We start from the raw sequence: 20,696 nt of genomic DNA, 5'->3' as shown, positions 1-20,696 counted from the left end.
TTCCAGACGCAAAAAAGGCCAGCGAGAAGCTGGCCTTTTTCATGGCATGACGCAGTCGTGTGGCTTACACGCGCGCGGGCATGGCCGTCGCGTAGTCGTCGTCCATTTCGCGGGCGAGACGCACGCCGCGCAGCACTGCATGCGCTTCGGCCTTGCTGCTCACGCTGGGCGCCGAGCCCGGCAGCGGACGGCGCGCCGTTTCGTGCAGCGCCAGCACCGAGATGATGCCGACCACAGCCGCGCCCATCAGATAGTACGCGGGCATCATGAGGTTCTGCGTGTGCTCGACGAGCCAGGCGGCGACCAGCGGCGTCGTGCCGCCGAACAGCGAGACCGACACGTTGAAGCCGATGGCGAGCGCGCCGTAGCGGATCGCGGTCGGGAACAGCGCGGGCAGCGCCGACGGCATCACACCCGTGAAGCACGACAGCAGCGTGCCGAGAATCATCAGGCCGAGGAACACCGGCACGAGCGCGCCCGTCTGGATCAGCGTGAGCGACGGAATCGCCAGCACGATCAGGCCCACACAGCCCGCGAGCATCACCGGCTTGCGGCCGATGGCATCCGAGAGACGGCCGAAGGCGATCGTCATCGGCACCATCAGCACCATCACGGCGAGCACGACGAAAAGACCGTGCGTTTCATCGAAGTGCAGCGTCGCCGACAGATAGCTCGGCAGATACGACAGCGCCATGTAATCGGTCACGTTGAAGATCAGCACGAGGCCCACGCACAGCAGGAAGGGGCGCAGATGCTGGGTCAGCAGAGATTGAATCGTGAGCTTCGGACGCGCGACTTCTTCCGCTTCGCGCAGTTCGGCTTCGCGCTTGAACGCCGGCGTTTCTTCGAGCTTCGTACGGATGTACAGGCCCACGATCCCGAGCGGACCCGCGATCATGAACGGCACGCGCCAGCCCCAGTCGAGCAGTTGCTGATGCGAGAGCAGGGCGGTCAGCACCGCGACCGTGCCCGCGCCGAAGATGTAGCCGACCATCGTGCCGCATTCGAGGAAGCTGCCCATGAAGCCGCGGCGCTTGTCGGTGGCGAATTCGGCGATGAAGGTCGCCGCGCCGCCGTACTCGCCGCCGGTCGAGAAACCCTGCACCAGACGCGCGACGAGCAGCAGCACGGGCGCCGCGATGCCGATCGAGTGGTACGACGGAATCAGGCCGATGGCGAAGGTGCCGCAGGCCATCATGATCATCGTCATCGCGAGCACGCGCTGACGGCCGATACGGTCGCCGAGCGGGCCGAACACCATGCCGCCGATGGGGCGCACGAGGAAGGCGGCCGCGAACGTGCCGAAGGTGGCGATCAGCTGGGCCGACGGGCTGCTCGACGGGAAGAACACCTGGCCGAGCGTGACGGCGATGTAGCTGTACACGCCGAAGTCGAACCATTCCATGGCGTTGCCAAGGGCCATGGCGCCGACGGCGCGTTTGAGGAGGCTGTTGTCGACGATCGTAATGTCGTCGAGGGTGAGGTCGGATTGGGCCGACGAGCCGGAAGTGGAAGCGGTCAAGGTCTGCATCTCCAATGACTGCGACGAACTCCAGGGGAGCTCGCCACGGTTGCCGGAGAGTGCCGTTTCGCGATAGCGGCAGCCGTTCGTGCGCGGCGCGCGATGCGCATGGGGGGCGCCATGGGCGAGACCCGAGCCTGGCCGGACGCGCGATGACGCGCAAGTCCGGCGGCGCACGAAAGTGCATGCTGAAGTGTCGCGAAACGACACTCGAACGAATTGTGATTAAGCGTGGCGCCTGCGTGGCCGTAGAGGGGGGCAGGACGCTTGAGGACACTGGGCTGTCACGGAGTGTGACTGCAAAGTGCCGCTGAACGAAAAAGAATCACCGCGTGGCGGCGCGTTCTTTTTGTGCGAGCGCATTCAGCTGGAAAGGCGTTTTCGGGCGCCGAACTGAATGCAATTGATGGCTAATGCCTGTTGAACGAAGCGACATGATAGCACGATAACGGAAGATCGTGCAAACCGGCCTGTCCGCGAGGGCGCCGGGGAGGCGCGTCAGCCCTTGTGTGGCAAGGGATTGCGGCGATTTGGCGGCGCAGCAAAGAACGCTGGCCGTGGTGACGAAACGCATAAAAAAACCGCGCGGGAGGCGCGGTTTTTGCAGTGCTTTCTGCTGCTTCGATCGGCAAAGGGGCAGATCGAAACGCGGATCGGCGAGCGATCAGCCTTGCGTCGGCGGCACGAAGCCCGATGCCTGATCGGCGCCTTCGCCGAAGAAGTACTTTTCCGTCTGCTTCATCAGGTACTGACGCGCGCGCGGATCGGCCATGTTCAGGCGGTTCTCGTTGATCAGCATGGTCTGCTGCTTGAGCCAGCCCTGCCAGGCTTCCTTCGAGACGCTTTCATAGATGCGCTTGCCGAGTTCGCCCGGCAGCGGCGGGAAATCGAGACCTTCGGCTTCCTTGCCGAGCTTTGCGCATTGAATCATACGGGCCATGCTGTGCTTCTCCTGTAGTCGTATGGGGGATGGGCGGCGCGCTCAGAGCTGCTTCATCAGCACGAGCGACTTGCGCTGCCAGTTATAGAGGCGGCGGCGGTCTTCGGGCAGGTCGTCGACCGTGGCCTTGACGAAACCGCGCTTGAGAAACCAGTGTTCCGTGCGCGTGGTGAGCACGAAGATGCGCGTGAGGCCGCGCGCGCGGGCGCGCTGCTCGATACGGCGCAACAGGCGTTCGCCGTCGCCGGAACCTTGCGCTTCGGGCGAGACCGTGAGGCAGGCCATTTCGCCGATGCGTTCCTGCGAATACGCGTAGAGCGCGGCGCAGCCGAACAGCACGCCATCGTGCTCGATCACCGAGAAATGGTCGATGTCGCGTTCGATCTGGTGACGGCCGCGGCGCACCAGCGTGCCGTCGCTTTCGAGCGGCTCGATCAGCGTGAGGATACCGCCGACGTCGTCGGGCGTGGCCTCGCGCAGGCTCTCCAGATTCTCGTACGAGATCATGGTGCCGACGCCGTCGTGCAGGAACAGTTCGAGCAGCAGGCCGCCGTCGAGCGCGTAGGGAATGATGTGCGCGCGACCCACGCCGCCGCGGCAGGCGCGAATCGAGTGCTTCAGATAGAAGCCCGCGTCGCCGAGCACGGTGCCGCCTTCCTGGAGGCGATAGGCGTCGTCGAGCGACATTTCGCGGATCAGCACGCCTTCCTCGTCGATGAGACCCTGCGTTTCCGTGAGGAACACGATCTTGTCGGCGCGCAGCGCGATGGCCGCCGCCGAGGCGACGTCTTCCATCGACAGATTGAACGCCTCGCCCGTGGGCGAGAAGCCGAGCGGCGAGAGCAGCACGAGCTTGCGGCTCGAGAGCGAATGACGGATCGAATCCGCGTCGATCTTGCGCACCACGCCGGTGTGCTGGAAATCGACGCCGTCGAGAATGCCGACCGGGCGCGCGGTCACGAAGTTGCCCGAGACCACGCTGATGTGCGCGTGCGCCATCGGCGTGTTCGGCAGACCCTGGCTGATCGCGGCCTCGATGTCGAGACGCACTTCGCCGGCCGCTTCCTTCGCCGATTCGAGCGCGCGGGCATTCGTGATGCGCATGCCGTGCGAGAACTCCGACTCCACGCCGTGCAGGCTCATCTGCTCCTCGACCTGCGGGCGCGAACCGTGCACGAGCACGATCTGGATGCCCATGGCCTGAAGCAGCGCGATGTCGGCGACGAGCGCGTTGAGCAGGTTCTGGTGCACGACCTCGCCGCCGAAACCGACGACGAAAGTCTTGCCCTGAAACGCGTGGATGTAGGGCGCGACCGATCGCATCCAGTCGACGAACTGCGCGTGCTGCGCCATCTGCTGCGCGGCTTGCTGGGACGCGGGGTCCGAGGCGGCGGCAGTGGCCGGCGCGCCTTGGGCGGCGGGGACGAGGTCGGTTTGGGAATTCATGCCCGGGATTATAATGCGCCCCCATGTCGAATGTACCCAAAAGACCTGCCTCGGGGCAGGGCAGCAACACCCCTTCCGGCGATGACGCCGCACACGGCGGCGCGCGCGAAAAGCGCGGCGCGCAGAAGTATGGCGGTGCGCAGCCCGATGCGCAGAAACCGGCGTCGCTGGACCGGCTCGCCGCGCTGATGGGCAGCGGCGCGCTCGGTGGCGCGCGCGTGCAGGATCAGCGTGCGAAGGCTGCACCGGCGTCGAAGCCGGCGCAGGCCGCCGTGCAGCGTGCGCCGGAGGTTTCGTCGTCGGTTTCTCAACGCGCTTCGCAGCCTGCTTCGCAACCCGCCGCGCCGCAAAAGCCGCAGAAAACCGAAGCGCGTGCGGAAGCGCCGCGCGAAAATCGGCCGACGCCTCGCGCGCCCGCGCGTGATCAATCTCAGCGGGAGACGCCGCGCGAATCTCAACGTGCGCCCCAGGGCGGGCAGCGAACCGGCGAATCGCGCAATGTGCCGCAAGCGCCGCAATCGGGCGATGCCTCGCGCGGCGGCGATCGCAAGCCACGCGAAGCACGTGAGCCGCGCGAATCACGCGAACCCCGTGCGCCCCGCGAACCGCGCGCCGAGCGCCCCGCGCGCACGGAAACCCAGCGCGAGCCGCAAGCCGCCCCGCGCCAGCCCGCCGACGCGCCGCGCGCCGCGAAACCGCAAAGCGAACGCCCGCAGGTCGCCCGCGAGGACCGTCCGCCGCGTCCCGAAGGCGAGCGCAAGGAGCGCCGTGAACGCGCGCCGCGCGCGAACGTCATCCCGAATCCGATCCCGCCGATCACCTTCCCCGAAGCGCTGCCGGTCTCCGGCCGCCGCGAGGAAATCGCGCGCGCGATCGCCAACAATCAGGTCGTGATCGTCAGCGGCGAAACCGGCTCGGGCAAGACCACGCAGCTGCCGAAGATCGCGCTGTCGCTCGGACGCGGTCTCGGCGCGGGCGGCTCAGGCCTGATCGGCCACACGCAGCCGCGCCGGATCGCGGCATCGGCGACCGGTCGGCGTATCGCCGAGGAACTGGGCACGCCGTTCGGCGAAGTGGTCGGCTACAAGGTGCGCTTCACGGACAACCTCGCGGCGGGCGCCTCGGTCAAGCTGATGACCGACGGCATCCTGCTCGCCGAGACGCAAACCGATCCGCTGCTCAAGGCCTACGACACGATCATCATCGACGAGGCGCACGAGCGCAGCCTCAACATCGACTTCCTGCTCGGCTATCTGAAAGAGATCCTGCCGCGCCGGCCCGATCTCAAGCTGATCGTGACCTCGGCGACCATCGACGCGGACCGCTTCGCGCGCCATTTCGGCAGCGACGAGAAGCCCGCGCCGGTGATCGAGGTGAGCGGGCGTCTGTATCCGGTCGAGGTGCGCTATCGCCCGGTGCAGGAAGACAGCCCGGCTGTGAAGAACGCGCAGGGCAACGCTCCGACGAAGAAATCGCAGCGCGACACCGACCGCGATCTGATGGACGCGATCGTCGACGCCGTCGACGAACTCTGCCGCGAAGGTTCGGGCGACGTGCTCGTGTTCCTGCCCGGCGAGCGCGAGATTCGCGACGCCGCCGAAGCGCTGCGCAAGCACCATCCGCCGCACACGGAGATCCTGCCGCTGTTCGCGCGGCTCTCGGCGCAGGAGCAGGAGCGCGTGTTCAAGGCGTCGAACGCGCGCCGCATCGTGCTCGCGACCAACGTGGCCGAAACCTCGCTGACGGTGCCCGGCATCCGCTATGTGGTGGATACGGGCCTCGCGCGCGTGAAGCGCTATTCGTACCGCAACAAGGTCGAGCAACTGCAGATCGAGTCGATTTCGCAGGCGGCGGCGAACCAGCGCGCGGGCCGTTGCGGCCGCGTCGCCGACGGCATCTGCATCCGGCTTTACGAAGAATCCGATTACGTCGCGCGCCCGCGTTTTTCCGACCCGGAAATCCTGCGCTCGTCGCTGGCGGCCGTGATTCTGCGCATGAAGTCGCTGCATCTCACGGCGATCGAAACCTTCCCGTTCATCGAGCCGCCGCCGGGCCGCGCGATCGCGGACGGTTATCAGCTGCTCAACGAACTCGGCGCCGTCGACGACGACAACGCGCTCACCACGCTCGGCCGCGAGCTGTCGCGTCTGCCGCTCGATCCGCGCGTCGGCCGCATGATTCTGGCCGCGCGCGACGAGCAGTCGCTGCGCGAAGTGCTCGTCATCGCGAGCGCGCTTTCGGTGCAGGACCCGCGCGACCGGCCGATCGAGGCGCAGGAGCAGGCCGATCAGGCGCATCGCCGCTTCGCCGACGAGCGCTCCGAATTCCTTCAGTGGCTCAAGATCTGGGCGTGGTTCGAAGACGCCGTCGCGCACAAGAAGTCGAACAAGCAACTCGTCGATTCGTGCCGCGCGAACTTCCTTTCGCATCTGCGTCTGCGCGAATGGCGCGATGTGCACTCGCAATTGCTGACGGTCGTGCGCGAGCACGGCTGGCGCATCAACCAGTCCGACGCGACCTACGAGCAGATCCATCACGCGCTGTTGACCGGTTTGCTCGGCAACATCGGTCTCAAGGCCGACGACGAGCCGCATTACCTCGGCGCGCGCAGCATCAAGTTCCATCTGTGGCCTGGTTCGGCGCTCGTGAAGAAGGCGGGGCGCTGGGTCGTGGCGGCGGAACTCGTGGAAACGAGCCGTCTGTACGCGCGCTGCATCGCGAAGATCGAGCCCGAATGGCTCGAAAAAGTGGGCGCGCATCTGCTGAAGAAGTCGCTGTCCGAGCCGCATTGGGAGAAGCGCGCGGCGCAGGTCAGCGCGTTCGAGCGCGGCGTGCTCTATGGCCTGCCGGTGTATCAGCGACGCCGTGTGGCGTTCGGCAAGCAGGACCCGGCGCGCGCGCGCGAGTTGTTCATTCGCGGCGCGCTGGTGGAAGGCGAGCTCGACACCAAGCTGCCGTTCTTCGCGCACAACCGCAAGCTGCTCGCCGATATCGAGCAGCTCGAACATAAATCGCGCCGCCAGGACGTGCTCGTCGACGACGAACTGATCTTCGGTTTCTACGATCAGGCGATTCCCGAGGGCATGTATTCGGGCGCGTCCTTCGAGCGCTGGTATCGCGACGAGGTGAAAAAGAGCGGTCAGTCCGAGGACAAGCTGCGTCTGCTGTATCTCTCTCGCGACGACCTGATGCGCCACGAGGCGGCGGGCGTGACGACCGATCTGTTCCCGAAGCGCATGACGATGTCGGGCGTGGCGATGGCGCTCACGTATCACTTCGAGCCCGGTTCGCCGCGTGACGGCGTGACGCTCGCGGTGCCGCTCTACGCGCTCAATCAGGTCGATGCGCGCCGCTGTGAATGGCTCGTGCCCGGCATGCTCAAGGAGAAGGCGCAACTGCTGCTGAAGTCCTTGCCGCAGAAGCTGCGCCGCCATTGCGTGCCGCTGCCCGAATACGCGGCCGGTTTCGCCGATCGCGTGAGCGGCGAGCGCTTCGGCGCGGGCGGGCTGCTGGAGGCGCTGATCATCGACGTGCGCGAGCAGAAGCAGATTCAGTTGAAGTCGGCGGATTTCAAGCTGGAGACGCTGGCCGCGCATCTGTTCATGAACTTCAAGGTGATCGACGAGCACGGTCGCCAGCTCGCGATGGGTCGCAATCTCGCGCAGTTGCGCGCGGAACTCGGCGCGCAGGCGCAGCAGCAGTTCCAGAAGCTCGCGAGCGCGACCGCGCTGGCGGCGCTGGAAACGCACGCGCAGGGCGGGGCGAGCGAGAAGGGCGGCGGCGTTGATCCGCAGCCGAACGCGAGCGCGCCGAAGCGGACCAACCCGGCCAACGCGCCCCACACGCCTGCTTCGAGCGACGCCGCGCCCGCCACGGCGCTCTACGAAAACCTCACGACCTGGAATTTCGGCAAGCTGCCCGAGCTGCTCGAAATCCGTCGTGGCGGCCAGACGCTGTTCGGCTATCCGGCGCTCGTCGATCGCGCCACGCATTGCGACGTGGAAGTGTTCGATTCGCCCGAGGAAGCGGCGCGCATTCATCGCGCGGGGCTGCGTCGTCTGTTCGCGCTGCAGTTGCGCGAGCCGATCCGCTATCTGGAGAGGAATCTGCCGGGTCTGCGCGAAATGGCGATGCAGTTCATGGCGCGCGCCACGCAGGAGGAACTGCGCGATCAGCTCGTCGAACTCGCGCTCGATCGCGCCTGCCTGCAAGACCCGCTCCCCGACGACGACGCGAGTTTCCACGCGCGCAAGGACGAAGGGCGCGGGCGTCTCTCGCTGCTCGCGCAGGAAATCGCGCGGCTCGTCGGGCAGATCCTGGCGGAATTTGCGTCGGTGTCGAAGAAGCTGGTGGCGGCGAAGGCGTTCGGCGCGCCGGCCGCCGACATGCAGGCGCAGCTCGACGCGCTCATCGGCAAGCGCTTCATTCTGGAGACGCCGTACGCGCAGCTCGTGCATTTCCCGCGCTACCTGAAGGGCATCGCGCTGCGCATCGACAAGCTGCGCGCCGATCCCGCCCGCGACGCGCGTCAGGCCTCGGAATTCCTGCCGCTCGCGCAGCAGTATCAGCGCGCGCTTTCGCAGCGCGGCGGCGTGTTCGACGCGCGTCTCGCGGAGTTCCGCTGGCTGCTCGAGGAACTGCGGATTTCGCTGTTCGCCCAGGAGTTGCGTACGCCGATGCCGGTTTCGGTGAAGCGGCTCTACAAAGTGTGGGAATCGATGCAGCGATGAGCGTTCACGCGTTGTCGATGCGCTGATTTTTGCGGGCCACGTATGCTGGCCACTTATGCGGGTCACAACAGCGGACTTAAGAAAGCTTCGAAAATGACCGGAAAGGGGCGCGAAATTCGCGCCCCTTTCTATTTCATCGGCCCTACGTCAACCTTGCGAAGCGGTAAGCGTTCTACAATCACGGATCTGCCTGGGAACGACTCTTCATGCGTAAAAACGAATTCCGCCGTGCCGCCGGACGCTTTGCCAAACGCGCCGTTGTGTTTGCCTCCTCCGCGCTCGTCGGCGCCGCGCTGGCCACGGCGATGCCAAGCATCGCTCACGCGAACAACATCATCGTGCTCAACTCCGGTGAAGCCACGCTGAGCCTCATCGACGACAAGACGCATGAAGTCGTCGGCACCGTGCCCACGGGCAAGGAGCCGCATCACCTGTTTCCCACGCCCGACAATACCTCGCTGATCGTCGCGAATTCGGTGTCGAACAACCTGCTGTTCGTCGATCCGAAAACCGGCAAGCCGCAGCGCTGGATCGAGAACGTCGAGGACCCGTATCAGCTCGGGTTCTCGCCGGACAACAAGTGGTTCGTGACCACGGGTCTGCGCCTCGACCGTCTGGACATCTACCACTACGGCGGCGCGGGCAATTTCACGGTCGCGAAGCGCCTGCCGCTCTCGGCCATGCCCAGCCACCTCGCGTTCACGAAGGACAGCAATATCGTGTTCGTGTCGCTGCAGGTCTCGGGCGAAATCGCGGCCGTCGACCTGCCCACGCAGAAAGTGCTCTGGAAGATGAAAGTGGGCGCCGCGCCCGCCGGCCTGTGGCTCACGCCCGGCGAAAAATACCTGCTCGTCGGCATGACGGGCGCCGACTACGTGGCGGTGGTGGACTGGCGCAACCAGAAGGTCATCAAGACCATCCAGGTGGGCAAGGCCGCACACAACTTCCGCTCGATGGTGGATGGCCGTCACGTGCTGGTGTCGAGCCGCGTGTCGAACGTCATCAGCATCATCGACGAGGAATCGCTGGAGAAAGTGGGCGAGATCAACGGCCTGCTGCCCGGGCCGGACGACATGGAACTGACCGCCGACAAGCGCTATCTGTGGGTCACGTTCCGTTTCGCGAAGCGCATCGGCGTGATCGACATGCAGACGAAGAAGCTCATCAAGACGATCGACGTGGGCCGCTCGCCGCACGGCATCTATTTCTTCGACCGCGCGCCGGTCATGTCGCCGAACGGCGCGTGATATCCGGCGCGAACTGCTAGCGGTTTTGCCATGCTCACGTTGCTGAATTCCGGTATTCACTGGCTCGCGTCCGGCGCCGACGACTGCGTGTCGTGGCTCCAGACGCTGGTCTACGTGAACGTCCTGCAGCCGCTGCTGTTCCGCTTCGGCCTGATGAACGTGGACGAAGACACCTTCGACGCGCTGTACTGGGTGATCGTCGGCGTGCTGGAGGTGGGCGTGATGTACGCGATCCTGCGTCCGCTCGAAGCGCTCATGCCCGCGGAAAAGTGGCCCGACCGCAAGGGTGTGGCCGTGGACGCCATCTACACATGGATCACGCGGCTCGGCATTCTCAATCTGCTGTTCTTCTTCGCCATGCAGCCGGTGTTCGACCGTGCGCAGGGCTGGCTGCGCCTGCACGGCGTGATGAGCGTCGATATCGACAATCTCTGGCCCGGCGTGACCACGCAGCCCATCGTGGCGTTCGCGATCTATCTGATCGTGCTCGACTTCTTCGGCTACTGGTATCACCGGCTCTCGCACCGCTTCGGCATCTGGTGGGAACTGCACGCGGTGCATCACAGCCAGCGCCGGATGTCGTTCTGGTGCGATAACCGCAACCATCTGCTCGACGTGCTGATGCAGTCGTGCATGTTCGCCGGCATCGCGCTCGTGATAGGCGTGCCGCCCGCGCAGTTCGTGGTGCTCGTCGCGCTCACGAATTTCGTGCAGAACGTCCAGCACGCCAATATCCGCGCGCATTTCGGCTGGCTCGGCGAGCGGCTGATCGTGAGCCCGCGTTTTCATCGCCGCCATCACGCCATCGGTTATGGGCACGAAGGCACCACGTATGGCTGCAACTTCGGCGTGCTGTTTCCGTGGTGGGACATGCTGTTCGGCAGCGCGTCGTTCAATCGCGAGCTCGAACCTACGGGCATTCGCGACCAGCTCGACGGCGTGCGCTATGGCGAAGGTTTCTGGGCGCAGCAGGGGCTCGCGTTCCTGCGCATCGCACGTCGGCTTGGCGCACGCGGGCGCAAGGCCGCCGCGCGCGACGACACGTTCGCTGCGTAGACCTTTTCGCCGCGCTTTCTCGCGCGCATCGTTTCGCCGGGCGCTTCTTGCGCCTGTGCTGCGCCTGCGCCTGTTCTTCCGTCTCAACCTCCGCCTGTGCCTCGTTTCGCCCGACCGGCGCGCCGTGGTTTATGCTGTCGTTTTGTCGCAGTGAATCCACCGGTTTCGTGACGCTTCACCGTCTTCCCGCTATTTTCCCGCTCGCATGAACGATTTGCTGCGCTCGCTCGGCCGCGCGCTTTCCGGCGTGTTCCATCCCGCCATGCTGCTCCTGACCTTCGTGCCGTTCGTCGTGGCGGCGGGGGCGTGGGGCGTCCTGCTCTATATCTTCTGGCAGCCGCTCATCGACGCGGTGCGCATCACCTTCGAAAACTGGCCGGCCATGTCCTGGCTCTATCACGCGTTCGACGCGCTCGGTTTCGGGGCGCTGCGCAGCATGATCGGGCCGTTCGTGATCATCATCCTGACGATTCCGCTGATCGTCATCACGGTGCTGCTGCTGATCGTCGCCGTGGCGATGCCGCGCGTGATCCGCCATCTCACGGCGCGGCAGTACGCCGGCCTGGAGGCTCGGCGCGGCGGCAGCTGGTTCGGCAGCATGGCGCATTCGCTCTGGACCACGCTGCTGTGCATCGTGCTGCTGATCGTGACGCTGCCGTTCTGGTTCATTCCGCCGTTCTGCGTGCTCGTGCCGCCGCTGCTGTGGGGCTGGCTCACGTATCGCGTGATGACCTACGACGCGCTCGCGCTGCACGCGAGCCCCGAAGAGCGCCGCGAACTCGTGCGCCGCCACCGCCTGCCGCTGCTCGCGATCGGCGTGGCGAGCGGTCTGCTCGGCTCGCTGCCCACGGCGATCTGGGTGGCTTCCGCGTGGCTCGTGCTGCTGTTTCCGGTGGTCGCCGCGCTGACCATCTGGATCTACGCTTTCATTCTGGTGTTCACGGCGCTCTGGTTCGGCCAGTACTGCCTGCGCGCGTTGCAGCGCCTGCGTCACGAAGAGGCGCAGCATAGCGGGCACGACGTCACCATCGTCCACTGAACTCCATCACTTCATTTCCTCGACGAGGCAACTCATGGCATTTGGCGTCATCATCATCGGCGACGAGATTCTGTCCGGCCGCCGCACCGACAAGCATCTGCCGAAGGTCATCGAACTGCTCGGCGCGCGCGGTCTCACGCTCGACTGGGCCGAATACGTCGGCGACGATCCGGCGCGTATCACCGCCACGCTCAAGCGTTCGTTCGAATCGGGCGACATTGTCTTCTCCACGGGCGGCATCGGCGCGACGCCCGACGACCACACGCGTCAGTGCGCGGCGGCCGCGCTGGGCGTGCCGCTCGCGCTGCACCCGGACGCCGAGGCGGCGATCAGTGAGCGCATCCGCGACATGCATACGGGCGCCGATCCGGTCGACTTCGCGTCGCCGGAGAATCTGCATCGCTTTCAGATGGGCACCTTCCCGCAGGGCTGCGAGATCATTCCGAACGGCTATAACAAGATTCCGGGTTTTTCGATCCGCGATCACCATTTCGTGCCGGGCTTTCCGGTGATGGCCTGGCCGATGATCGAATGGGTGCTCGATACGAAGTACGCGCATCTGCATCATCAGACGCCGCATGCGGAGAAGTCGCTGCTGGTGTTCGAGCTGCCGGAGTCGACGCTCACGCCGCTGATGGAGCGCATCGAGCACGATTTTCCGGGCGTGCGCGTGTTCAGCCTGCCGAGCGTCGGCGACACGGAGCGCGGCGGCATTTACGCGCGCCGCCATATCGATCTGGGCGTGAAGGGCGAGCCTGAGGCGGTGGCGGCGGCCTTCGTGAAGCTGCGCGAAGGCGTGCACCTGCTGGGCGGTGATGTCGTGGAACCGCCCGCGCCCGGCGAGGGATCGCCGGACCGCGAGCGCCGCAGCGGCCCGCGCGCGGGGTTCTGAGGCTGTTCGCCGATGCGCGCGCGGGCGGGTGAATCGATGCAAACGTCGATGCAAACACCGCCGAAAACGCACAGTAAGCGCGCCGCGCCGGATCATCGGCGTGTCACATGCGGCGCTCAGAGTGGCCTGCTGGGCGGACGGCGGGCGCCGCCCCGCCGCAGGTCAGGCGCCGAGCCAGGGCAGGCCGCGGAAGCACCAGCCCGTGACCGACTTGCGGTGACCTTCGGCGTTCTTGTCGCCTTCGAAGCCTTCGAGCAGGTCGTAGGCGCGCGTGAAGCCCGCCTTGGCCGCTTCGATGGCCGCGAGCTTCGAGCGGGCCGCGCTGCGGCAGAGGAACAGCACGGGGGCGTCGGTGTCGCCGACCGCGCTCCTGAGCTGGGCGACGAAGTCGGTGTTCGGCACGCCGCCGGGATAGCGGGTCCATTCGACGTGGGCGTACTGGCCGTCGCCGATCACGGGGCGGCCGACCCAGTCGAGTTCGGCGCGCGTGCGCACGTCGACGAGGCGGGTGCGCGGATCGAGTTGCAGAAGCTCGAACGCCTCGGCGGGCGAGAGCGCGCCCGCGTAGGGCAGCTGGTTCTCGACGCGTCGCTGGTCGGCCTGGGCGTGCAACTGTTCGAGCGTACTCATGACAGCGGATCTCCTCGGATGTAGGGTGGGTCCAAAAGATCATTCTAGCGCGCTGCATGGGTGCGGGAACCCCGCATTGCGGGGCATACTCGCGCAATGACGGCGCGCGCATGACCGCTTGCGGGGCGGCGTCAAGGCAAGTCAGGTCGGCCGCATGCGGGCCGTCAGAAGCCGCGAGGTAATTTTGCGCAAGCGTGGTGCATGATTGACGTTATGCACCATAATGAAGTGAGTTTCACGCGCCAAATCCGGGATTGCACGGATGTGGTGCATGAAGGCGCTTCGGCCGGCGGGTCCGCTCGCCGACGAGGCGCGGATTTTTCGTCCAGGTGCGCGTCAGCATTGGGTTTGTTCCAGGTTGGCGCATACTTGGCACGGAAGCTGCTTTATCTGTCGCGATCGTTCGCAGCCGGTCTGCGCAAGCGGGCCGGGCAGCAACCGGCGACTAACAAGGATTGGGACGGCGGCAGCGTTCGCCGAAATCGTTAATCAGGAGAATAGGTTATGAGTAAATCCGTGGCCGACGTCATGCAACTCGTCAAGGACGAAGACGTCAAGTTTGTCGACTTCCGCTTTACCGACACGCGCGGCAAAGAGCAACACGTCTCGGTTCCGCTGTCGCACTTCGACGAAGACAAGTTCGAGTCGGGTCATGCATTTGACGGTTCGTCGATCGCCGGCTGGAAGGGCATCGAAGCCTCGGACATGCTGCTCGTTCCGGACGCGAACACGGCCTTCATCGACCCGTTCTACGAAGAACCGACGCTGGTCCTGACCTGCGACGTGGTCGAACCGGCTGACGGCAAGGGCTACGAGCGCGACCCGCGCTCGCTCGCGAAGCGCGCTGAAGCGTACCTCAAGAGCACGGGCCTCGGCGACACGGCCTTCTTCGGCCCGGAACCCGAATTCTTCATTTTCGACTCGGTCCAGTGGAACACGGACATGTCGGGCTCGTTCGTCAAGATCGGCTCGGAAGAAGCACCGTGGTCGTCGAGCAAGGAATTCGAAGGCGGCAACACGGGTCACCGTCCGGGCGTCAAGGGCGGCTACTTCCCGGTCGCGCCGGTCGACACGTTCCAGGACATCCGTTCGGAAATGTGTCTGCTGCTCGAACAGATCGGCATCCCGGTCGAAGTGCACCACCACGAAGTCGCTGGTCAAGGCCAGAACGAAATCGGCACGAAGTTCTCGACGCTGGTTCAGCGCGCGGACTGGACGCAGCAGATGAAGTACATCATCCATAACGTGGCGCACACGTATGGCAAGACGGCTACGTTCATGCCGAAGCCGATCGTTGGCGACAACGGTTCGGGCATGCACGTTCACCAGTCGATCTGGAAGGACGGCCAGAACCTGTTCGCAGGCAATGGCTACGCAGGCCTGTCGGAATTCGCGCTGTTCTACATCGGCGGCATCATCAAGCACGCTCGCGCGCTGAACGCCATCACGAACCCGTCGACGAACTCGTACAAGCGTCTGGTTCCGCACTTCGAAGCACCGGTCAAGCTGGCTTACTCGGCACGCAACCGTTCGGCATCGATCCGTATTCCGCACGTCTCGAACCCGAAGGGCCGCCGTATCGAAACGCGCTTCCCGGACCCGATGGCCAACCCGTACCTGTGCTTCTCGGCACTGATGATGGCAGGTCTGGACGGCGTGCAGAACAAGATCCATCCGGGCGAAGCCGCCGACAAGAACCTGTACGACCTGCCGCCGGAAGAGGATGCAAAGATCCCGACCGTTTGCGCCGGCCTCGACCAGGCTCTGGAAGCGCTCGACAAGGATCGCGAATTCCTGACGCGCGGTGGCGTGTTCACGGATTCGATGATCGACGCCTACCTCGCACTGAAGGAAGGCGAACTGCAACGCGTGCGCATGACGACGCACCCGGTCGAGTTCGAACTGTACTACTCGCTGTAAAGCGCGCTGTAATCGACGATGGCGCTTCGCTCGCAGCCGCGTAGCGAAGTGTCCATCCGACATCGGCGATCGGTCATGAAGGGACGGCGGTGCCGTCCCTTTTTCGTTGGTCCGCTCGCCGCGTTGCCGTCATTCAACGACAGGGACAGGGAGCCGGTGCGCCGCGTGGCGGCCGGCCATGCAAGATGGTGCTCAAGAATCTGATCAAGGCAAGAAAGGGCCATGCGGAGCCGCTCTCGGACGACGCGCCGCTCGTCGAGTCGGGTCTCTTGCCCGGCTTCGAGGCGCTGCCCACCGTCGTGCTCGTGCTCGAGAAGCGCAGCCTGCGCGTGGCGTTTGCGAATCCCTCGGCCGAGGCGATGCTCGACCTCTCGCGCCGGCAGCTCTCGCAGATGGTGTGGTCCGATCTGTTCTCGAATGCCGACGAACTGCTCGAAACCATTGCGTCGATCGCCGCGCACCGCTTTCACGCGACGCGCCTCGACGCCTCGCTCGAACGGCCGGGCCGCGAGTCGCTGCATGTGCATGCGATCGTCGGCTTTCTGGAGAGCGCGCCCGACTACGTGCTGCTCGAACTGTTCGAGAACGAGCGGCATATCCGTACCGACCGCGAGGAGCGCATTCACGACCTCGCGACGGTCAACAAACATCTGATCCGCAATCTCGCGCACGAGATCAAGAATCCGCTCGGCGGCATTCGCGGCGCGGCACAGCTGCTCGAATTCGAACTCGGCACGCTCGAGCGCGGCGAGTTGCGCGAGTACACGCAGGTGGTCATCAAGGAGTCGGACCGTCTGCAAACGCTGGTCGACCGGCTGCTCGAACCGCATCGTCATCCGCATATCGTCGGCGACGTGAATATTCACGAAGTCTGCGAGCGCGTGCGCGCCGTGATTCTCGCGGAGTTTCCGCGCGGCCTTACGATCGAGCGCGATTACGACGTGAGCGTGCCCGATCTGCGCGGCGACAAGGAGCAGCTGATTCAGGCGCTGCTCAACATCGTGCGCAACGCGGCCCAGGCGCTGCGCGAACGCATTTCGCAAGGCGACGCGCGCATCGAATTGCGCACGCGCATCGCGCGCAAGATCACGATTTCAAAACGCCTGTGCAAGCTGGCATTGGACTTGCATATCATCGACAACGGCCCCGGCATTCCCGAGGACATCCGCGATCGCATCTTCTATCCGCTCGTCTCCGGACGCGAGGATGGCAGCGGTCTCGGCCTCACGCTCGCGCAGACCTTCGTGCAACAGCACGACGGCCTGATCGAAGTGGAAAGCCGGCCCGGTCATACCGAGTTTCAGATTTTGCTGCCGCTCGACAACTGATCTCACGACCCGCAAGCCACCAAGACTTCTGACCGACCTTATGAAGCCGATCTGGATAGTTGACGACGACCAATCAATTCGCTGGGTGCTCGAAAAAGCACTCGCACGCGAAAATTTCGCCACCCGCAGCTTCTCGAACGTGCGTGAGGCCGCGAGCGCGCTCGACCACGACAGCCCGCAGGTGCTCGTCTCCGATATCCGCATGCCTGGCGGCTCGGGACTCGAACTGCTGCAGACCGTGCGCGAGCGTCTGCCGGGACTGCCCGTCATCATCATGACCGCGTTCTCCGACCTCGACAGCGCGGTGGCCGCGTTCCAGGGCGGTGCATTCGAATATCTCGCCAAGCCCTTCGATGTCGACAAGGCCGTCGAGCTGATCCGCCGCGCCGTCGACGAAAGCATGCGCGGCGAACAGCAGTGGGACGACCGTCCCGCCGAAGCGCCCGAGATGCTCGGCCAGGCGCCCGCGATGCAGGACATGTTCCGCGCGATCGGCCGTCTCTCGCATTCGGCGGCGACCGTGCTCATCACGGGCGAGTCGGGCACCGGAAAGGAGCTTGTTGCGCGCGCCTTGCACCGACATAGCCCACGCGCGAACGGTCCGTTCATCGCGCTGAACACCGCGGCCATTCCGAAAGATCTTCTGGAATCCGAACTGTTCGGCCATGAGCGCGGCGCGTTCACGGGCGCGCAGGCGATGCGTCAAGGCCGCTTCGAGCAAGCCGAGAACGGCACGCTGTTTCTCGACGAAATCGGCGACATGCCGTTCGATCTGCAAACGCGCCTGCTGCGTGTGCTCTCCGACGGCCAGTTCTATCGCGTGGGCGGCCACAATCCGCTGCGCGCGAACGTGCGCGTGATCGCGGCCACGCACCAGAATCTGGAAACGCGCGTGCGTCAGGGTTTGTTCCGCGAGGACTTGTATCACCGCCTCAACGTGATCCGGCTGCGTCTGCCCGCGCTGCGCGAGCGTAGCGAGGATATCCCGCTGCTCACGCGCCACTTCCTGCAAAAGAGCGCGCGCGAACTGGGCGTGGAGCCCAAGCGCGTCTCCGATGAAGCGCTTGCGTATATGTCGTCGCTGCCGTTCCAGGGCAATGTGCGCCAGCTCGAGAATCTCGCGAACTGGCTTACGGTGATGGCGCCCGCGCAGACCATCGAAATCAAGGATCTGCCGCCCGATCTGCTGCCGTCGCATGTCGCGACGGGCGAGGGCGCGGCGGTGGCGAGCGAGCTGGCTAACGGCGCCGTGTCGTACGAGGGCGCGGCGGCGGGTGCAGCGGGAGCCGTGAGCGGCGCTCCGGGCGCGGCAAGCGTGTCCGGTTTCGGTGGCGCGGTGGGCGGCGCGGCAGGCGGCTTCTCCGCGGCCAACGGCGTGGCCGCTGCGGCCGCGCTGGCGGTCAGCGTCTGGGAAAGCGGTCTGCGTACGGAAGTCGCGCGCCTGCTTCGCGAAAACAGCGCCGACGTCATGGACGAACTCTCGCGCCGTTTCGAGGCCGCCGTGATTCGCGAGGCGCTCGACTTCACGCGCGGCCGCAAGGTCGAGGCGGCAGAGCGCCTCGGCATTGGCCGCAACACCATCACGCGCAAGATCCAGGAACTCAATCTGGAATAAGCGCTGAAATGAGCGCTGAAATGAGCGCTGAAATGAGCGCTGAAGTTAGCGCGCAAGGTGCGTCGGCTCCGCGCGAGCCGATGCACCCTGCGCGTGCCCGTTCACGCGCTGGGGCATAATCGACGCTGGTTTCTTGCAGACGATCGAACATGCCCGTGACTTCTCCCTGGCCCGCCGAGGCCGATCCCTTTCTCTCCCTTGAATCGCTCGACGATCCCGCCGCCATGACGTGGGTCGAGGCGCAGAACGCGCGCACGCGTGCCGCGTGGCAAGGCGGCGCGCGTTTCGACGCGCTGGAGAAGCGTCTCGCGCAGGCGTATTTGCCGCGCGAGCGGCCCGTGATTCCGAGCCGCTGGCTCGAGTGGGCCTACGATCTCTGGGAGGACGAGGACAACCCGAAGGGCCTGTGGCGCCGCGCGAAATGGGCCGACTGGCGCGCGCATCGCCCCGAGTGGCAAACGCTGCTCGACTTCGACGCACTCGGCGCGGCCGAAGGCATGCCGTGGGTTTGCGCGGGCATCGACATTCTGTATCCCGATGGCGATCGCGCGCTGATCCAGCTGTCCGATGGCGGCGCCGACGCCGTCACGGTGCGCGAGTTCGATCTCGAACGGCGCGTGTTCGTCGATGGCGGTTTCTGCATCGAGAAGGAAGGCAAGCACACGATTTCGTGGATCGATCGCGACACGGTTTATGTCGGTTGGGATCACGGCAAGAAGACGCTCACGCGCTCGGGGTATCCGCGTGAAGTACGGCGCTGGACGCGCGGTACGCGTCTCGTCGATGCGCCCGTGGTGTTTCGCGGCGAGTTCGACGACATCAGCGTCGAAGGCGATTACGATCCGGTCGAGCAACGGCACGACGTGGTGCGCGCCGTCGACTTCTTCGATTCATATACGTATCGTCTCGATGCTCGCGGCGAGTGGCAGCTCTACGATGTGCCGTCGCATGTCGCGGTGGGCGCGTGGCACGGCTGGCTCATGCTCGAACCGCGTCTCGACTGGACCCTCGGCGCGCAGACGTATGCGGGCGGTTCGCTGCTCGCGATACGCGAGGACGCGTTCGTGGCCGGCGATCGCAATTTCACGGCGCTCTTCACGCCCACGCCCGTGACCTCCGCGTGCGATTGGACCAATACGAAAAACGTCTTGATCGTCTCCTGGCTCGACGACGTGCAAAGTCGCACGATGCTCTGGCAACCGTCCGAACGCGACGGCGTGTGGACGTGGCATTCGCGCAGCTTTCCGGGGCGCGCGAGTTCGCAGGTCGATGTCTCGCCGATCGAAGATACGCTCAACGACGAAGTGTTCGTCGACGTCGACGACTATTTGCTGCCGCCCGAATACTGGCTCGCCGATCTCGCGCAGCAGGATTTGCAGAACTGGGAACTGCTCGACCGCTGGCCCACGCAGTTCGACGCCGGTCCGTTCACCGTGATCCGCTCGCATGCGCGTTCGGCGGACGGCACGATGGTGCCGTTCACCGTTGTCGGCCCGCGCGACGCGCTTCAGGGCGAGGCGCGCAAGCCGCTGCCGTGTCTGCTCACGGGTTATGGCGGCTTTTCGATCGCGCTGACGCCGCAATATCTGGTGGGATCGGGCATCGGCTGGCTGGAGCAGGGCGGCATCGTGGCGATCGCGCATATCCGCGGCGGCGGCGAATACGGCACGGCCTGGCACGTGCAGGCGCAGCGCGAACATCGGCAGCGTTCGTTCGACGACTTCATTGCCGTCTCGCAGGCCCTGGTTTCGCAGGGCTATACGAGCGCGCCGCAACTCGGCATCAAGGGCGGCAGCAACGGCGGCCTGCTCGTGGGCGTGTGCATGGTGCAGCGTCCCGAGCTGTTCGGCGCGGTGGTCTGCGAAGTGCCGCTGCTCGACATGGAGCGGTATCCCCTGCTGCACGCGGGCGCTTCGTGGATCGACGAATACGGCGATCCTGAGGATTCCGAAGAAGGCGCTGCGCTCGCCGCGTACTCGCCGTATCAGCGCGTGCAGCCGGGCGTGCTGTACCCGCCGGTGCTGTTCACGACCTCGACCAGCGACGACCGCGTGCACCCCGCGCACGCGCGCAAGATGGTCGCGCGCATGCAGGAGCAGGGGCACGCGAACGTCTGGTATCTGGAGAACACGGAAGGCGGCCATGGGCCGGGCAGCGACTCGCTGGAACGCGCGCAGTACGATGCGCTCGTGTACCGCTTCCTGTGGACCACGCTCGGCGGAACGTGGTGAGAGCCGTGAGGCGCGCGTGCGCCTCGCATGGCTTGAGCCGCGAGCGGGCCGCCCGTGCGCCCGCTCGCTGCGTTCAGGGCGCCTGGCCTGCTTAACCCGC

Annotated in this window: 13 protein-coding genes; 9 read left to right on the top strand and 4 right to left on the bottom strand. The window is 65.5% G+C overall.

The features are described 5' to 3' along the window. Positions 1-64: 64 nt before the first annotated feature. The 3 genes from proP to argA all read right to left on the bottom strand — a co-directional run bounded on the left by proP (position 65) and on the right by argA (position 3,908). Positions 65-1,522, bottom strand: coding sequence for a glycine betaine/L-proline transporter ProP (gene proP / locus U4Y88_RS15685; protein ID WP_405045035.1), 1,458 nt, complete (start codon positions 1,520-1,522; stop codon positions 65-67). A gap of 664 nt (positions 1,523-2,186) precedes the next feature. Beyond that, positions 2,187-2,462, bottom strand: a complete 276-nt coding sequence (locus tag U4Y88_RS15680) for an oxidative damage protection protein (RefSeq protein ID WP_065060302.1) — start codon at positions 2,460-2,462, stop codon at positions 2,187-2,189. 42 nt (positions 2,463-2,504) lie between these two features. Next, complete coding sequence (gene argA / locus U4Y88_RS15675) at positions 2,505-3,908, bottom strand: amino-acid N-acetyltransferase (RefSeq protein ID WP_224015331.1); 1,404 nt, start codon at positions 3,906-3,908, stop codon at positions 2,505-2,507. 23 nt (positions 3,909-3,931) lie between these two features. Between argA and hrpA the strand changes: the two genes are divergently transcribed. The 5 genes from hrpA (at position 3,932) to U4Y88_RS15650 (ending at position 12,872) form a co-directional block, all read left to right on the top strand. After that, positions 3,932-8,638 (top strand): ATP-dependent RNA helicase HrpA, encoded by a 4,707-nt coding sequence (hrpA, locus tag U4Y88_RS15670; protein WP_321784881.1) that lies wholly within the window; start codon positions 3,932-3,934, stop codon positions 8,636-8,638. A gap of 206 nt (positions 8,639-8,844) precedes the next feature. Beyond that, on the top strand, positions 8,845-9,885 hold the full coding sequence (locus U4Y88_RS15665; RefSeq protein WP_405045034.1) for a beta-propeller fold lactonase family protein: 1,041 nt from the start codon (positions 8,845-8,847) through the stop codon (positions 9,883-9,885). 30 nt (positions 9,886-9,915) lie between these two features. Beyond that, positions 9,916-10,941 carry a sterol desaturase family protein gene (locus tag U4Y88_RS15660; protein WP_224015335.1) on the top strand — a complete coding sequence of 342 codons (1,026 nt, stop codon included), beginning with the start codon at positions 9,916-9,918 and terminating at the stop codon, positions 10,939-10,941. 205 nt (positions 10,942-11,146) lie between these two features. After that, a complete protein-coding gene (locus U4Y88_RS15655; protein ID WP_224015337.1) occupies positions 11,147-11,980 on the top strand; it encodes an EI24 domain-containing protein in 834 nt (277 codons plus the stop codon). Positions 11,981-12,014: 34 nt separating this feature from the next. Continuing rightward, a complete protein-coding gene (locus U4Y88_RS15650) occupies positions 12,015-12,872 on the top strand; it encodes a competence/damage-inducible protein A (RefSeq protein WP_224015339.1) in 858 nt (285 codons plus the stop codon). A 162-nt stretch (positions 12,873-13,034) separates the two neighbouring features. Here U4Y88_RS15650 and U4Y88_RS15645 read toward each other — a convergent pair whose 3' ends face one another. Next, on the bottom strand, positions 13,035-13,502 hold the full coding sequence (locus U4Y88_RS15645) for a rhodanese-like domain-containing protein (RefSeq protein ID WP_224015341.1): 468 nt from the start codon (positions 13,500-13,502) through the stop codon (positions 13,035-13,037). A 504-nt stretch (positions 13,503-14,006) separates the two neighbouring features. Between U4Y88_RS15645 and glnA the strand changes: the two genes are divergently transcribed. The 4 genes from glnA to U4Y88_RS15625 all read left to right on the top strand — a co-directional run bounded on the left by glnA (position 14,007) and on the right by U4Y88_RS15625 (position 20,596). After that, entirely contained in the window at positions 14,007-15,422 is a 1,416-nt protein-coding gene (gene glnA / locus U4Y88_RS15640; RefSeq protein WP_205994438.1) for a type I glutamate--ammonia ligase, read from the top strand. Between the two features lie 185 nt (positions 15,423-15,607). After that, positions 15,608-16,750, top strand: a complete 1,143-nt coding sequence (gene glnL, locus U4Y88_RS15635; RefSeq protein WP_224015342.1) for a nitrogen regulation protein NR(II) — start codon at positions 15,608-15,610, stop codon at positions 16,748-16,750. Between the two features lie 40 nt (positions 16,751-16,790). Beyond that, positions 16,791-18,365: a nitrogen regulation protein NR(I) gene (gene ntrC / locus U4Y88_RS15630; RefSeq protein ID WP_321784879.1), complete on the top strand. Its 1,575-nt coding sequence runs from the start codon at positions 16,791-16,793 to the stop codon at positions 18,363-18,365. Positions 18,366-18,514: 149 nt separating this feature from the next. Continuing rightward, positions 18,515-20,596, top strand: coding sequence for a prolyl oligopeptidase family serine peptidase (locus tag U4Y88_RS15625; RefSeq protein WP_224015346.1), 2,082 nt, complete (start codon positions 18,515-18,517; stop codon positions 20,594-20,596). Positions 20,597-20,696 lie beyond the last annotated feature (100 nt).

This window comes from Paraburkholderia sp. J94 (assembly GCF_905220285.1).
In the GTDB taxonomy this organism is placed as follows: Bacteria; Pseudomonadota; Gammaproteobacteria; order Burkholderiales; family Burkholderiaceae; genus Paraburkholderia; species Paraburkholderia tropica_A.
Note: the sequence above shows the minus strand (reverse complement) of the source record. Positions and strands in the feature narration are given on the sequence as shown.